Here is a 15,637-nt window from a genome sequence, read left to right on the forward strand (position 1 = left end):
TCCGCGGTGGTCGGTGTCTCGTGGTCGACGATCGAGAACGAGGAGTCAGCATGCCCAGCACGTTCCGCATCCCCAAGGCCCCCGTGACGGGCCTCTACGGCAAGTTCCTCACGGCGTACGCCCGCCGGACCTACGGCGAGGTCCCGGACGGGGTCCACGTCTACTTCCACCACAAGCCGGTGCTCAAGGCGGTCCTCGGCTTCGAGGGCAAGGTCGCCAAGTGGCGCGAGCTCGACCCGTCGCTGAAGTCGTACGCCCAGCTCGCGAGCGCGTCCGTGATCGGGTGCAGCTGGTGCATGGACTTCGGCTACTTCCTCGCCCACAACGACGGTCTCGACGAGGCGAAGGTCCGCGAGGTGCCCCGGTGGCGCGAGTCGGGCGTGTTCACCCCGCTGGAGCGCGAGGTGCTGGCGTACGCCGAGGCCATGTCCACGACGCCGATGACGGTCACCGACGAGATGACCGCCAGCCTGCTCGCCCAGCTCGGGACACGCGCGGTCGTCGAGCTCACCCAGATCGTCGCGGTCGAGAACATGCGGTCGCGCTTCAACTCCGCCGCCGGGCTGCAGAGCCAGGGTTATTCGGATGTGTGCGAGCTGCCGCTCGCCGTACCGTCGGGTGCTGTGAGGGACGCACCGCGGGACCCATCGGGGCACGCATGAGGAACACGGACGTCTTCGTCGAGCACCGCAACCTGCTCTTCACGGTGGCCTACGAGATGCTCGGCTCCGCGGCGGACGCCGAGGACGTCCTCCAGGAGACCTGGCTGCGCTGGTCCGAGGTGGACGCCGCCGAGGTGCGCGACGAGCGCGCCTACCTGGTCCGGATCACCACCCGGCTGGCCCTGAACCGGATGCGCACCAACGCCCGCCGCCGCGAGTCCTACGTCGGCCCGTGGCTGCCCGAGCCGCTCCTCACCACCCCGGACGTGGCCGAGGACGTCGAGCTCGCCGACAGCGTGTCGATGGCGATGCTCACCCTGCTCGAGTCGCTCGGTCACACCGAGCGCGCGGTGTTCGTGCTGCGCGAGGTCTTCGCCTTCGGGTACGACGAGATCGCGGCAGCCGTCGACAAGACGCCGGCCGCCGTACGCCAGATCGCGCACCGCGCCCGGGCCCACGTCGACGAGCGTCGGCCGCAGGGCGCGCCGACCTCGTCGGAGCACGACCGGGCGATGCAGGGCTTCCTCAACGCGGTGGCCACCGGCGACATCCAGAGCCTGATGGACGTGCTCGCGCCGGACGTCGTGCTGATCACCGACGGCGGCGGCGTGAAGAAGGCCGCGCTGCGGCCGATCCTCGGGCGCGAGAAGGTGGTCCGGTTCCTCGACGCGGTCAGCGCTGGCCTCGACGCGGTCGCCGACGTGGTCGTCGTCAACGGCGCCCCGGCGCTGCGCGTGGTGGTCGACGGCGAGCTCGACACGATCGCGTCGATGGTCGTGGAGGACGGCCTGGTCACGGGACTCTACGTCGTCCGCAACCCGGCCAAGCTCGCCCGGCTGGACGCCGCCGTCACGCTCACGAGGTGAGGGCGGCGCTTCGCGCGTCTCGCTCGACCACCTTCAGCGGAGCCGCTGGCGGGTCTCCGCTACCCTCGACATCAGAAGACAGGGGAGCACGCCTCACCACGTGCTGAGAGTGCGGATCAGCCGCAGACCCTACGAACCTGCTCCGGTTAGCACCGGCGAAGGGAGTCGGAGTTGAGACGCATGCTGGCCTTGGCGCCTGCCCTGGTCCTCGTGGCCACGGGCTGCTCGGCGATCGGGCAGGACAGCGGCGGCGACGGGCCGTCGTTCGACCGGGTCGTGCTCGTCACCCACGACTCGTTCGCGCTGCCGAAGCCGCTCATCCGGCAGTTCGAGCAGGAGTCCGGCTACGACCTCGTGGTCCGCGGGTCCGGTGACGCCGGGGTCCTCACCAACAAGCTGGTCCTCACCAAGGACGACCCGCTCGGCGACGTGTCGTTCGGCGTCGACAACACCTTCGCCTCCCGGGCGCTCGACGAGGGCGTGTTCGCGCCGTACGACGCGCAGCTCCCGACCGGTGCCGACCGGTACCGGCTGCCCGGGGACGGTGCGGACGGCAAGGCCCACGACCTCACGCCGATCGACGACGCCAGCGTGTGCGTCAACGTCGACGACACCTGGTTCGCCGCCCACCACCTCGCGCCGCCGAAGGCCCTCGACGACCTCGTCGACCCCCGGTACCGCGACCTGTTCGTCACCCCGGGCGCCACCACCAGCTCGCCGGGCATGGCGTTCCTGCTCACCACCATCGCGGCGTACGGCGAGGACGGCTGGCAGGACTGGTGGTCGAAGCTGATGGCCAACGGCGCCAAGCTCGACGACGGGTGGTCGCAGGCCTACGAGGTCGACTTCACCCAGGGCGGCGGCAAGGGCGACCGGCCGATCGTGCTGTCCTACGACTCCTCACCGGCGTTCACGGTCTCCGACGGGAAGTCCTCGACGAGCGCACTGCTGGACACCTGCTTCCGGCAGGTCGAGTACGCCGGCGTGCTCGCCGGCGCCGAGAACCCGGACGGCGCCGAGGCGCTGATCGACTTCCTGCTGACCCCGGAGGTGCAGGCCGCGCTCCCGGACAGCATGTACGTCTTCCCCGTCGACTCCTCGGTCGAGCTGCCGGCGGAGTGGGCGAGGTTCGCCGTGCAGCCGACGGACCCGTACGCCGTGGCTCCTGCGGACATCAGCGCGCACCGCGACGAGTGGCTGCGCGAGTGGAGCGACCTCACGTCCCGATGATGACCAGGTGGTCACGGCCACTCACCCTGGCGGGGCTGGCTGCGGTGCCGCTCGTGGTGCTCGGCGTCTTCTTCGTGCTGCCGGTGCTCGGGATGCTCTCCGAGGGCTTCTGGGCCGACGGGAAGCTCGACCCGGGAGCGGTCGCGGAGGTGCTGGCCCGGCCGCGGGTGCACCGGGTCGTCTGGTTCACCGTCTGGTCCGCACTCGCCGGTACGGCGTTCTCGCTGCTGCTCGGCATCCCTGCGGCCCACCTCCTGCACCGGCGCCGGTTCCCGGGGCGGCGGGCGCTCCGCGCACTGCTGCTGGTGCCGTTCGTGCTGCCGACCGTGGTCGTCGGCGTGGCGTTCCGCGAGCTGATCGGCGAGGCCGGGCCGCTGGGCTTCCTCGGCCTCGACGGCTCGGCGGGCGCGATCGTCGCCGGTCTGGTGTTCTTCAACGTCGCGGTCGTGATCCGCGCGGTCGGCGCCGCGTGGGAGTCGATCGACCCGCGGCCGGCCGAGGCCGCGGCCGCGCTCGGCGCGAGCCCGGCGTACGTGTTCCGCACCGTCACGCTGCCGATGCTGCGGCCGGCGATCGTGTCGGCGGCGAGCGTGGTGTTCCTGTTCTGCGCGACCGCGTTCGGGGTGGTGCTGACCCTCGGCGGCCTGCGGTACTCCTCGGTCGAGACCGAGATCTACCTCCTCACCACGAACCTCCTCGACCTCCAGGCGGCCGCGGCCCTCTCGATCGTGCAGCTGCTCGCGATCACCGGCCTGCTGTTCGTCACCAGCCGGCTGCGGGCGGTGCCCGACCCGACCCTGGCGCGGTCGACGGGCCGGCCGCCGCGGGTCTCCCGCGGGGACTGGCCCGGTGTCCTGTCGACGCTGGTGGTCGTCGTGCTCGTCGGCCTGCCGATCGGCGCGCTCGTCGTCGGCTCGCTGCAGGTCGGCGACGGGTACGGGTTGGCGAACTACCGCGCGCTGACCACCGAGGGGTCGCGGAACGCGCTCCTGGTGCCGGTCACCGACGCCCTGACCACCTCGCTGCGGACCGCCGTCGACGCGACCTGGATGTCGCTGTCGCTCGGGCTGCTGGTCGCCGTCGCGGTCACCCGGCGCTCGCGCACCCGTGCCGAACGCCGCGCGCGCGGGTTGCTCGACGGCCTGTTCATGCTGCCCCTCGGGGTGTCCGCGGTGACGCTCGGCTTCGGGTTCCTGATCACGCTCGACCGGCCGCCGGTCGACTTCCGCGACTCGCTGCTGCTGGTCCCGGTCGCGCAGGCCCTGGTGGCGCTCCCCCTTGTCGTCCGCACCCTCGCGCCGGCCCTCGGTGGTGTCGACGACCGGCAGCGGCAGGCCGCGGCGTCGCTCGGGGCTGGCCCGCTGCGGACGTTCGTGACCGTCGACCTGCCGGTGATGTGGAAGCCGCTGCTCGCCGCCGCCGGCTTCGCCTTCGCGGTCTCGCTCGGCGAGTTCGGGGCGACGTCGTTCCTCGCCCGCGAGGACCACCCGACGATGCCGATCGTGATCTTCCACCTGATCGGGCACCCGGGTGCGATGAACTACGGCATGGCCCTCGCCGCCTCCGTCGTCCTCGCCGCCACCACCGCCCTGGTCATGCTGCTCGTCGAGCGGCTCCGCGTCCCGTCGGTGGGGTCGTTCTAGTGCTCACCCTCGACGGCGTCACGATCGCCTACGACGGCAGGCCCGCCGTCGTCGACGCCTCGCTCGCCCTCGAGGACGGCCACGTGCTGGCGGTGCTCGGCCCGAGCGGCTCGGGGAAGTCCACGATGCTCCGGGCGATCGCCGGGCTGGAGCCGACCGCGGCCGGCCGGATCTGCTGGGACGGCGCCGACCTGGCCGCCGTACCGACCCACAAGCGCGGGTTCGCGCTGATGTTCCAGGACGGGCAGCTGTTCGGGCACCTCACCGTCGCGCGCAACGTCGGCTACGCGCTCCGGCTGCGGCGTACGCCGGGCGCGGCGAGCAGGGTGCGCGAGCTGCTCGCGCTCGTCGGTCTCTCCGGGTACGAGGACCGGCTGCCCGCCACCCTCTCCGGCGGGGAGCGGCAGCGGGTCGCGCTGGCCCGCTCGCTGGCCGTGCAGCCGCGGCTGCTGCTGCTCGACGAGCCCCTGTCCGCGCTGGATGCCGGGCTGCGCGAGCGGCTGGCCGCAGACCTGCGCGACATCCTGCGCCAGGCCGGCACCACGGCGCTCATGGTCACCCACGACCAGGAGGAGGCGTTCGCGGTGGCGGACCGGCTGGCGGTGATGCGCGACGGCCGCATCGTCCAGCAGGGCGACATCGCCCAGGTCTGGCGGGCCCCCGCGGACGCGGAGACGGCGCTGTTCCTCGGGTACGCACGCGTCCTCTCCGGTGCGCCGGCCGCGGCGCTGCTCCGGGCCGCGGAGCTGCCCGCGGCGCCCGCGGTCGCCGTACGGCGCTCGGCCCTGGTCGTGGCCGCGAGCGGACCGTTGTCGGGGACCGTCGCGTCCGGCCGGGTCACCCCCGAGCAGATCCGGCTGGTGGTCGACGTGGACGGCATCGGCGAGCTCGACGCCGTGGCGAGGCTCGACTCGCACCCGGGCGCCGGCGACCGCGTCGCGCTCGTGGTGGACGCCTCACGGTTGGCGCCGACGCCGTACGCCGGCTGACTCCCTAGACTGGCGGGCGTGTACCGCCGCGCCTATGTCCTCCTCGTGGGGAACGCCGTCTTCATGGGCGTGGCCGCGATCGTCGTCGCGATCGTCTACGACAAGCGGCTCGTCGACCCCGACGGCAGCTTCCTCGGCCCGTCCTGGGCGCGGCTGCCCATCCTGCTCGGCGCCGCGGTGCTGATCGACCTGCTGCCGCGCGCGTTGTGGCTGTCGAGGATGAACCCCAAGCTGATGCCCGCCGTCGTCCGGGAGCGCTGGCGGACGCACTGGAACCGGGAGCGGCTCACCCTGGTGGCCCTCGGCGTCGTGTGCTTCTACGTCGTGTACGTGAGCTACCGGAACCTCAAGTCGTTCCTGCCCTCGGTCATCTCGACCAAGTACGACCGCGAGCTGCACATGCTGGACCGGGCCCTGCTCTTCGGACACGACCCCGCCGTCCTCCTCCACCACATCTTCGGCGAGGGCTTCATGGCCTGGCCGCTGTCGTTCGTCTACCTGTGGTTCCTGCCGCTCGTCCCCATCGCGGTCACCGTCTGGCTGGTGTGGTCGCGCAACCTGTCGTTCGGCTACTGGTTCGTGACCTCGCAGTGCCTCGCGTGGACGCTCGGCACCGCGTCGTACTACGCGCTGCCGACCCTGGGCCCCGGCCTGAAGTACGTCTGGCTCTACGAGGGCCTGCCGAACACCCCGGCCAGCCAGCTGATGGAGTCGCTGGCCAACGGCCGGCACATCGTGCTGTGGGCGGGGAGCACCGACACCGTCCAGTCTGTCGCGGGCTTCGCGAGCCTGCACGTCGCGATCACCCTGCTGGTCGCGCTGATGGTGCAGTACACCGTCCGCGCCCGCTGGCTGAAGATCGTCTTCTGGGTCAACTTCTCCTTCACCGTCGTCGCCACCCTCTACTTCGGCTGGCACTACATCGCCGACGACATCGCCGGCGTGATGATCGCGTTCGTGTCCTTCTGGGTCGGCGGGCTCGCCAGCGGCCAGAAGTTCGACCGGCAGGGCCTCTCCTCGCACCCCACCACCACCGACTCGCGGGTGCCGGTCGAGCGCTGAGGTCGGGGTAGTCCCTGCCCGAAATGTCGGTTTCGGCATGCCCGGAGAGCATTTTCGGCAGGGACTACCGCAGTCTTCGAAGAGTTACACGCGTGTAGTTCGTCAAGCCGACACGCCGTGCGTTCGAGAAAAAGTCGAGGAATTCGTTCCCTTTGTGACAAAAGTTGTCTAGCGTGCTCCGAGTGCCGCATGGGGCGGCAGTGACGACGAGGGGGATGACACGGTGCGTGCGAGCGGCGCGGCAGCGGCTCTGGCCCTGGTGCTCGTCACGGGCGGTGCCATCAGCGGCGCGGCGGTCGCGGACGACCACGGGACCCCCACCCGGCAGGACGTCCGCGACGCCCGCGCCGCGGTCCGTCACACCGCCGGCACCGTGGCCGGTGTCCGCGCCCGGCTGGTCGTCGCCAACCAGGCGCTTGAGCAGTCCGCGGTCGTCGCCGCTCAGGCCGCTGAGGCCTACAACGGCGCGCGCTGGAAGGCGGCCGAGGCCCGCAAGGCCGCCCGCGAGGCCCGCCAGCGGTCCCGGACCGCCGCCGCCGACGTACGCCGCCAGCAGGAGTCGTACGGCGACGCGCTGGTGTCGTCCTACGAGATGTCGCCCACCCTCACCGCGCTCGCCGGCATCGTCAGCTCCGACGGCATCGACACCGTCGTCGAGCGCACCACCGCGCTGCAGAACGCCGAGAGCGCGATGGACGACACCTACGACCGGTACCGCGCCTCGGCGACGCTCGCCGACGTCGCCACCAGCCAGGCGGAGGACGCCGAGGACGCGGCCGTCGCCGCGCAGCAGGAGGCCAGGGACGCCAAGGTGGCCGCGCAGGCCGCCGCCGACCAGGCCGCCGCACAGGCGTCCTCGATCGCCGCGGAGAAGACCGCGCTGATCGGCCGGCTCGCCGAGCTCCAGCACGTCAGCGTCCGGCTCGCGCAGCAGCGGCAGTCCGCCCTCGAGGAGCAGGCCGCCGCAGCCGCCGCGGCCGCCGCCCGGCACGAGCAGGAGCAGCAGGGGCAGCAGTCCGCCGGCACGCCGACTCCGACCCCCACCCCGGAGTCGACCCCCACGCCGACCCCGAACCCGACGTCGACCCCGGACCCGACGCCCACCCCGGATCCGACGCCCACCCCCACGCCCGACCCCACCCCGCCGCCACCGGCCTCGGGCGCATCCGCGGCGATCGCGTTCGCCCGGGCCCAGATCGGCGAGCCGTACCGCTGGGGCGCCGCGGGCCCGGGCGCGTGGGACTGCTCGGGTCTCACGATGGGCGCCTGGGGCGCGGGCGGGAAGCCGCTGCCGCACTACTCGGTCGCGCAGTACGAGCAGTCCACGCCCGTGTCGGCGAGCCAGCTCCAGCCCGGGGACCTGGTCTTCTGGGGTTCGTCCAGCGACCCGTCGTCGATCTACCACGTCGCCCTCTACGTCGGCGGCGGCCGGATCATCCAGGCGCCCCGGACCGGTGAGAACGTCGAGGAGACCTCGATGTACTACTGGATCTCGCCGAACTTCTTCGCCCGCCCGTAGCGGTCCAGATCACTGCTTGGCGAGTCGTCGGCGCGGGTAACGGACGGACATGGCCACCGACACCGCGGCGCCGCCGACGACCGGCTACGTCCAGCCCGAGGTCGACGTACCCGCCCTGACCGCCCTGCTCGACGGCAGGTACGCCGAGGTCCGCGACCTGGTCCGGGCCAACCTCGCGACGTACGCCGACATCCTCGAACAGGCGGAGGAGCTGTCCGTCGACGACTTCCGCGAGCGGGTCCGCGAGGTCGTCGTCGAGATGGCCGCGACCGGCCAGACCGGCATGGGCTTCCCCGAGGAGTACGGCGGCGGCGGCGACATCGGCGCGTCCATCGCGGCGTTCGAGACCCTCGCGTACGGCGACCTCTCGGTCCTCGTGAAGGTCGGCGTCCAGTTCGGGCTGTTCGGCGGCGCGATCCTCCAGCTCGGCAGCAAGCACCACCACGACGCCTACCTCGCGGACCTGGTCAGCGGGAAGGTGATGGGCTGCTTCGCGATGACCGAGACCGGCCACGGCTCCAACGTCCAGGCGCTCGGCACGGTCGCCACGTACGACGCGGACGCGCAGGAGTTCGTGATCACGACGACGACCGAGTCCGCGCGCAAGGACTACATCGGCAACGCCGCGAAGCACGCCGAGCTCGCGGTCGTCTTCGCGCAGCTCGAGGTCGGCGGCACGTCCGAGGGCGTGCACGCGTTCGTCGTCCCGATCCGCGAGGACGGCGAGCCGTGCGCCGACGTACGCATCGAGGACGACGGCCGCAAGCTGGGCCTCAACGGCGTCGACAACGGGCGACTCTGGTTCGACGGCGTCCGCGTGCCGCGCACCGCGCTGCTCAACCGGTTCGCCGACGTGACGCCCGAGGGCCGCTACGAGAGCCCGATCGAGAACCCCCACAAGCGCTTCTTCACCATGCTCGGCACCCTGGTCCAGGGCCGGGTCTGCGTCGGCGGGGCGGGCATCAACGCGGCCAAGGTGGCGCTCGCGATCGCGACGAAGTACGCCGTCCGTCGCCGGCAGTTCGAGGCCACCTCGGACACCGAGGAGGAGCTGCTGCTCGACTACGGGCTGCACCAGCGCCGGCTGTTCCCGTTGATCGCGCGCACCTACGCGCTGCACTTCGCGCAGGAGGTCGTCTCGGGTCAGCTGCACGACGTCTTCTCCGGCATCACCGACGACGAGCACACCCGGCGCGAGCTGGAGTCCCGCGCCGCCGGCACCAAGGCGCTCGGGACCTGGCACGCGACCCGCACCATCCAGGAGTGCCGCGAGGCGTGCGGCGGTGCCGGCTACCTGGCGGTCAACCGGTTCGCCGCGCTCAAGGCCGACAGCGACATCTTCACGACGTTCGAGGGCGACAACCACGTGCTGCTGCAGCTCGTCGCCAAGGGCCTGCTCACCGACTACGCGAGCGAGTTCGAGGACCTGGACCAGCTCGGCATGGTCCGCTTCGTCACGAACCTCGCGGTCGAGACCGTCATCGAGAAGACGTCGGTCCACAAGCTGTTCGAGCGGGTGAAGGACCTGCTCCCCGGCGGTGACGAGTGGGACCAGGAGGCCGGCCTCCTCGACCCGGAGTACCAGCTCGCGATGCTGCGGTTCCGCGAGGAGCACATGCTCGCCGGCGTCGCCCGTCGCCTCAAGCGCGGCATCGACCAGAAGATGAACCCCGGCCAGGTGTTCTCCCACGTCCAGGACCACGTGGTCGCGGCCGCGAACGCGCACGTCGAGCGCCTGGTGCTCGAGGCGTTCGTCGAGAAGGCCCGCGCCGTACCGGACGGCGACAACAAGGTCGCGCTGAACCTGCTCCGCGACCTCTTCGCGCTGTCCACGATCGAGGCCGACCGTGCCTGGTTCATGGAGCACGGGCGGCTGACGGTGCAGCGCTCGAAGACGATCAGCCGCGAGGTGAACAACCTGTGCCGCAAGATCCGCCCGATCGCGGTCGACCTGGTCGACGCCTGGGCGGTGCCGCCGGAGATGCTCCGGTCACCCGACCTCGTGGGGTGACGGACCGCTGCGACCGGGTCAGTGGCCGTCGGTCGCGAGCCGCTTGAACGACGCCTGCACCTCGGCCTCGGCCTCGGTGCGGCCGACCCACTCGGCGCCCTCGACGGACTTGCCGGGCTCGAGGTCCTTGTAGACCTCGAAGAAGTGCTGGATCTCGAGCCGGTCGAACTTCGAGACGTGCGAGATGTCGCGCAGGTGCTCGAGGCGCGGGTCGGTCGCCGGGACGCAGAGGACCTTGTCGTCGCCGCCGGCCTCGTCGGTCATCCGGAACATGCCGATCGCGCGGCACCGGATCAGGCAGCCGGGGAAGGTCGGCTCCTGCAGCAGCACGAGGGCGTCGAGCGGGTCGCCGTCCAGGCCGAGGGTGTTCTCGATGTAGCCGTAGTCGGCCGGGTACTGCGTCGAGGTGAAGAGCGTCCGGTCCAGCCGGATCCGGCCGGACTCGTGGTCGACCTCGTACTTGTTGCGCTGACCCTTGGGGATCTCCACCAGCACGTCGAACTCGAGCACGTCATCCTCCGGCAATCGTCTGCGTCGTCCATCGTCGAGGGGCCCGGGACGCGGGCCTCGTCCAGTCTCCCGCACAATGACCGCAAACAGTGAGTCGGGAAGGGGAGACGAGTGGGCGGACGTGACGCACGCCACCTGACGCTCTGGCTCCCCGTGATCCTCGTCCTGGCGGTCCTCGCCGCCGCGACGACGGCGTACCTCCTGGACCCCGGCGCCCCCGAGCCCGACCAGCCGGCCGCGATCCCGCCGCCGCCCGGGCTGGACCTCCCCGCCGTCCGGACGCCCGCGCCCGTCGCCGCCGCCGCCACCGGCACCCCCGACCCCGCGAAGGTGCGCCGGGCCGTCGCCGGCCTGCTCGAGGACTCCGACCTCGGCCCGCACGTCCTCGCGACCGTGGCCGGGCTCGACGGCACGCTGCTCTACACGCGCGGCACGGGCGAGGCGACGCCGGCATCGACGCTCAAGCTGCTGACCACGACCGCCGCGCTCGAGACGCTCGGCCCCGACCACACCTTCGACACCACCGTCGTCGCCGACGGACGGCACGTGGTCCTGGTGGGCGGCGGGGACCCGCTGCTGTCCCACGTGGACCTCCGCAGGCTCGCCCGGCAGGCGGCGCCGCAGCTCGGTGGCAAGGTCCGGGTCGGCTTCGACACCAGCCTGTTCAGCGGGCCGGCGGTCAACCCGCACTGGCCGGACACGTACGTGCCCGAGGGGGTCGTCGCGCCGATCGAGCCGCTGTGGGTCGACGAGGGCAGGACGAACGGCGGGTTCGGCAGCGCCACTGACCCGGCCGCGGCCGCCGCGCGGGAGTTCGCCGCCGAGCTCACCCGCGCCGGCGTCACCGTCGTGGGTACGCCGGAGGAACGGCGCGCCCCCGACGCGGCGTCGCGGCTGGCGGTGGTGACCAGCAAGCCGCTCGGGCTCATCGTCGAGCACACGCTGGCCACCAGCGACAACGAGGCGGCCGAGGTGATCGCCCGCCAGGTCGGGCTCGCCACCTCCGGCGTCGGGTCCTCCGTCGCCGGCGTCGCCGGCGTGCTCGACACCCTCGAAGCCCTCGGCGTACCCACGACGGGCGCGGTCGTCCACGACGGCAGCGGGCTGTCCCGCGAGGACCGTCTCGACCCGGACACCCTCACCGCGGTGCTGGAGACGGCGGGGTCGGCCGGGCACCCGGAGCTCCGGTCGGTGCTGACCGGTCTCCCGGTCGCCGGGTTCACCGGGTCCCTCGAGTACCGGTTCGACGCCGGGGACCCCGGCCGCGGGCTGGTGCGCGCGAAGACCGGCACGCTGTCCGGGGTCACTGGGCTCGCCGGCACGGTGATCGACCGGGACGGTACCCCGATGGTCTTCGCGCTCCTGGTCGACCGGGTCGCGCTGGTCGACACCCTCGGTGCGCGGGCCGCGCTCGACGACGTGACGAGCGCGCTCGCGGACTGCCGTTGCGGGGGCGCGGGTACGGTCGCTCCATGAGCAGCGCCGGCATGGTCGACTGGGGCCTCGCGGTCTCGTTGGGGTCCCGTCTCGCGGGAGAGGGCCCCCGGGTCTCCGGGGCCGACGCTGCCGCGGTCGTGGCCGAGTTGCGCGCGGATGCCCACCGCTCGACCGGTCTGGTCCGTGACTTCACCGGCCTCGACACCGCGTCGGGCACCGCGCCGGTCCTCGTGGTCGACCGCGCCGGCTGGGTCGCCGCGAACGCCGACGGCTTCGCGACCGTGCTGGCGCCGGTGGTCGACAAGCTCACCTCGAAGAAGGGCGCTCCGTCCGGCCTGTCGCTCGCGATCGGGTCCCGGGTCACCGGCGCCGAGGTCGGGGCGCTGCTCGGGTTCCTCGCCGGCAAGGTCCTCGGCCAGTTCGACCCGTTCCACCCGCCCAGCGGCCGGCTGCTGCTGGTGGCGCCGAACGTCGTCCACGTCGAGCGCGAGCTGGGCGTCGACCCGCACGACTTCCGGCTCTGGGTCTGCCTCCACGAGGAGACCCACCGGGTCCAGTTCACCGCGACACCCTGGCTCGCCGACCACCTGCTCGACGAGATGCACGCCCTCGCGGAGACCCTGGAGCCGACCGGCCTCCTCGACGACGGCCTCGGCCGGATCCTGGAGGTGGTGAAGGGGGAGGGCAGCCTGATCGACGCGATCGGCAGCCCGGAGCAGAAGGAGATCGTGGACCGGGTCACCGGCGTCATGTCGCTGCTCGAGGGCCACGCCGACGTGGTGATGGACGGCGTCGGTCCGAGCGTGATCCCGACCGTGGCCACGATCCGCTCGAAGTTCAACAAGCGCCGCAAGGGCTCCGGCTCGCTCGACCGGATCGTGCGTCGCCTCCTCGGCCTGGACGCGAAGATGGCCCAGTACCGCGACGGCGCCCGGTTCGTCCGCGCCGTCGTCGACAAGGCGGGCATGGCCGAGTTCAACGCCGTCTGGGAGCGGGCGGAGAACCTGCCCTCCAAGGCCGAGATCGCCGATCCCCCGGCCTGGATCAACCGGGTGCTGTGACACCCGGATGAGCCTGCACCCGGCGGTCGCGGCGGTACGCCGGTCGGTCCGCCGCTCGCTCTCCGGCGTCGACCCCGGCCGGACCGTCGTGGTCGCGTGCTCCGGCGGAGCCGACTCGCTGGCGCTGCTCGCAGCAACCGTCTTCGAGGGCAGGAGGGCCGGCTGGCACGTGGTCGGCGCCACCGTCGACCACGGCCTCCAGGAGGGATCGGCGGCGCACGCCGCCCACGTGGTCGACCAGATGGCCGTCCTCGGCGCGGACGAGACCGTCGCCGCGACCGTCCAGGTGGACGCACCCGGGCTCGGCCCCGAGGCCGCTGCCCGTCGCGCGCGGTTCGCGGTCCTCGAGGAGCTGGCGGAGCGACTCGACGCCGCGGCGGTGCTGCTCGGCCACACCCGCGACGACCAGGCGGAGACCGTGCTGCTCGGCCTCGCCCGCGGCTCCGGCGGCCGGTCGCTGGCAGGGATGCGCCGCTCGTTCGACCGGTTCGTGCGACCGCTCCTCGACCTCTCCCGCGACGACACGGTCACCGCCTGCCAGGTCGAGGGGATCGAGTACTGGCTGGACCCGCACAACGAGGACTCCGCCTACGCCCGGGTGCGGGTCCGCCGCACCGTCCTGCCGGTCCTCGAGGAACAGCTCGGCCCCGGTGTGGCGGCGGCTCTCGCGCGCACCGCCGACCAGCTCCGCGCCGACATGGACCTGCTGGACGACGTCGCGGAGGCGGCGTACGCCGAGCTCGCCGACCTGCCCGTCGACGGGCTGCTGGCCCAGCCGGCCCCGGTCCGGCGCCGGGTGCTCCGCCTCGCCGCGCTGGCCGCCGGGAGCCCCGCGTCGGAACTGTTCCACGAGCACGTGCTCGGGCTCGACGCCCTGCTGACCGACTGGCACGGCCAGAAGTGGGTCGACCTGCCGGGGCCGGTCCGCGCCACCCGGCGCGACGGCCGCCTCCACCTCGAACGGTGAGAGTTCCGGCGTTCGCGTCACGGGGAGCGCCTCGCGGCGTCACACTCGTACGCGTGCCGGAACCGAGGAGAACCATGCATCGTCGTATCGCCGCCGCGATCACCGCCTGTGGCGCCCTGATCGTCGCCTCCCAGGCGCTGCCCGCCTCGGCCGCGCCGACAGCCGCGGACGCCGGCTCATCCGCTGTCGCCGCGGCCCGGCCGCCGGTCGGCAAGGCGTGGTTGGTCGGCGTGGTCTCCGACCAGGCGAAGCACCCGCTCCAGGACGTCAACGTCGAGGCCTGGCTCGACGACCCCACGGCCGAGGCGCCGGTCGCGAGCGACCTGACGTACGAGGACGTCGCCGACGGGCAGGAGGGCTACTTCCGGCTCGAGGTCCCGATCCACGCCCACTACCTGATCGTCGTCTCCTCCGACACCGGGGACCCGTACCGCACCTTCGAGTACAACAACGGCGACCCGATCAAGGTCGGTCTCCGCAAGGTGCGCACGCTGGGCACCACCGAGATCCCGAGGGTCGCGCTCCAGGCGTCGACCACCTCCGCCAAGCTCAAGCCGGGGACCGTCAAGGTGAACAAGGCGGGCGCCATCACGATCACGGTGCGGTGCAAGAACGTCTACCCCGTCCTCGGCAAGGTCACCGCCGCGGTCGGCGGGAAGAAGGTCGTGGGCGTCCTGAAGCAGAAGGACCACGGCCAGCTGACCCTGACGCTGCCGAAGCTGAAGAAGCCCGGCAAGTACACCGTCGAGGCGTCGTACCTCGGGGACGACTTCGTGAAGAAGTCCTCGAAGAAGATCACCCTGACGGTCAAGAAGTAGGCGGCGCGGGGACCCGACCCTCGCTGATCTAGAGTCTGCGCCATGGACTCGTCCCACGTGGAGAACGACCTGGTCAACGTCCTCTTCACGGAGGAGCAGATCCAGGGCCGGCTCCGGGAGCTCGCGGCCGAGATCGAGGCGGACTACCAGGGCAAGGATCTGCTCATCGTCGGCATCCTCCGGGGGGCCGTGATGGTGATGGCGGACCTGGCCCGCAGCTTCACCCGGCACCTCGAGATGGACTGGATGGCGGTGTCGTCGTACGGCTCCGGCACCAAGTCGAGCGGTGTCGTGCGGATCCTCAAGGACCTCGACACCGACATCTCGGGCCGGCACGTGGTCATCGTCGACGAGATCATCGACACCGGGCTGACGCTGTCCTGGCTGACCTCGAACCTGACCTCGCGCAGCCCCGCGAGCGTCGAGATCTGCACGTTGCTGCGCAAGCCCGAGGCCCTCACCATGCCGATCGAGGTGAAGTACGTCGGCTGGGACATTCCTAATGAGTTCGTCGTCGGCTATGGCCTCGACTACCGGGAGCGCTACCGGAACCTCCGCGACATCGGCACCCTCGCCCCGCACGTGTACTCCTGACCGGTCCGGTGCGCCGATCGAGGTGAAGTACGTCGGCTGGGACGCTGAGCACGTTCCGGGCAACGAGTTCGTCGTCGGCTACGGCCTCGACTACCGGGAGCGCTACCGGAACCTCCGCGACATCGGCACCCTCGCCCCGCACGTGTACTCGTAGCGGATCGTCGGCTCGCCGGGCCTGCTTGCCCACCCCGACGCCTGAAGGGGTCGGCTCTGGACCGGCCTGCGACAATGGGAGGGGCCGGCGGTGCCTGTACCGTCGACTCTTCCG

General features: G+C 72.1%; 14 protein-coding genes, 1 pseudogene and 1 riboswitch. Of the genes and pseudogenes, 14 read left to right on the plus strand and 1 reads right to left on the minus strand.

The genetic code is table 11. From position 1 onward, the window contains the following. Nucleotides 1-50 precede the first annotated feature (50 nt). From N538_RS0119920 to N538_RS0119955, 8 genes are all read left to right on the plus strand, one after another. Nucleotides 51-662 (plus strand): carboxymuconolactone decarboxylase family protein, encoded by a 612-nt coding sequence (locus N538_RS0119920; RefSeq protein ID WP_028638755.1) that lies wholly within the window; start codon nt 51-53, stop codon nt 660-662. Next, a complete protein-coding gene (locus N538_RS0119925; RefSeq protein WP_028638756.1) occupies nt 659-1,528 on the plus strand; it encodes an RNA polymerase sigma-70 factor in 870 nt (289 codons plus the stop codon). The genes N538_RS0119920 and N538_RS0119925 overlap by 4 nt, the downstream gene beginning before the upstream one ends. 70 nt (nt 1,529-1,598) lie before the next feature. Then, a riboswitch (TPP riboswitch) is annotated at nt 1,599-1,709 on the plus strand. After that, nucleotides 1,709-2,758, plus strand: a complete 1,050-nt coding sequence (locus tag N538_RS0119930; RefSeq protein WP_051549468.1) for a thiamine ABC transporter substrate-binding protein — start codon at nt 1,709-1,711, stop codon at nt 2,756-2,758. Its footprint overlaps the riboswitch before it by 1 nt. Then, a complete protein-coding gene (locus N538_RS0119935) occupies nt 2,758-4,401 on the plus strand; it encodes an ABC transporter permease (RefSeq protein WP_036571579.1) in 1,644 nt (547 codons plus the stop codon). Before N538_RS0119930 ends, N538_RS0119935 begins: the two co-directional genes overlap by 1 nt. Next, nucleotides 4,401-5,390 (plus strand): ABC transporter ATP-binding protein, encoded by a 990-nt coding sequence (locus tag N538_RS0119940; protein WP_028638759.1) that lies wholly within the window; start codon nt 4,401-4,403, stop codon nt 5,388-5,390. The genes N538_RS0119935 and N538_RS0119940 overlap by 1 nt, the downstream gene beginning before the upstream one ends. A gap of 18 nt (nt 5,391-5,408) precedes the next feature. Continuing rightward, on the plus strand, nt 5,409-6,452 hold the full coding sequence (locus N538_RS0119945) for a phosphatase PAP2 family protein (RefSeq protein ID WP_028638760.1): 1,044 nt from the start codon (nt 5,409-5,411) through the stop codon (nt 6,450-6,452). A gap of 223 nt (nt 6,453-6,675) precedes the next feature. Then, nucleotides 6,676-7,971, plus strand: a complete 1,296-nt coding sequence (locus N538_RS27650; protein WP_051549470.1) for a C40 family peptidase — start codon at nt 6,676-6,678, stop codon at nt 7,969-7,971. 49 nt (nt 7,972-8,020) lie between these two features. Continuing rightward, a complete protein-coding gene (locus N538_RS0119955; RefSeq protein ID WP_028638761.1) occupies nt 8,021-9,982 on the plus strand; it encodes an acyl-CoA dehydrogenase family protein in 1,962 nt (653 codons plus the stop codon). Nucleotides 9,983-10,000: 18 nt separating this feature from the next. Here the strand turns inward: N538_RS0119955 and N538_RS0119960 are convergent, their stop codons facing one another. Then, complete coding sequence (locus N538_RS0119960) at nt 10,001-10,492, minus strand: inorganic diphosphatase (RefSeq protein ID WP_028638762.1); 492 nt, start codon at nt 10,490-10,492, stop codon at nt 10,001-10,003. Between the two features lie 111 nt (nt 10,493-10,603). Here N538_RS0119960 and dacB point away from each other — a divergent pair, with 111 nt between their 5' ends. From dacB to N538_RS28670, 6 genes and pseudogenes are all read left to right on the plus strand, one after another. Continuing rightward, nucleotides 10,604-11,968, plus strand: a complete 1,365-nt coding sequence (gene dacB / locus N538_RS26450; RefSeq protein ID WP_051549471.1) for a D-alanyl-D-alanine carboxypeptidase/D-alanyl-D-alanine endopeptidase — start codon at nt 10,604-10,606, stop codon at nt 11,966-11,968. Further along, nucleotides 11,965-12,990 carry a zinc-dependent metalloprotease gene (locus N538_RS0119970; protein ID WP_231496280.1) on the plus strand — a complete coding sequence of 342 codons (1,026 nt, stop codon included), beginning with the start codon at nt 11,965-11,967 and terminating at the stop codon, nt 12,988-12,990. The genes dacB and N538_RS0119970 overlap by 4 nt, the downstream gene beginning before the upstream one ends. A 7-nt stretch (nt 12,991-12,997) precedes the next feature. Continuing rightward, on the plus strand, nt 12,998-13,957 hold the full coding sequence (tilS, locus tag N538_RS0119975; protein ID WP_028638764.1) for a tRNA lysidine(34) synthetase TilS: 960 nt from the start codon (nt 12,998-13,000) through the stop codon (nt 13,955-13,957). Nucleotides 13,958-14,031: 74 nt separating this feature from the next. Further along, nucleotides 14,032-14,775, plus strand: coding sequence for an Ig-like domain-containing protein (locus tag N538_RS0119980; protein ID WP_028638765.1), 744 nt, complete (start codon nt 14,032-14,034; stop codon nt 14,773-14,775). 42 nt (nt 14,776-14,817) lie between these two features. Beyond that, entirely contained in the window at nt 14,818-15,369 is a 552-nt protein-coding gene (gene hpt, locus N538_RS0119985) for a hypoxanthine phosphoribosyltransferase (protein WP_028638766.1), read from the plus strand. 13 nt (nt 15,370-15,382) lie between these two features. Then, nucleotides 15,383-15,523: pseudogene (locus N538_RS28670) on the plus strand (hypoxanthine phosphoribosyltransferase); the annotation flags it as partial. Nucleotides 15,524-15,637: the final 114 nt, after the last annotated feature.

This window comes from Nocardioides sp. URHA0032 (assembly GCF_000620645.1).
Taxonomy (GTDB): Bacteria; Actinomycetota; Actinomycetes; order Propionibacteriales; family Nocardioidaceae; genus Nocardioides.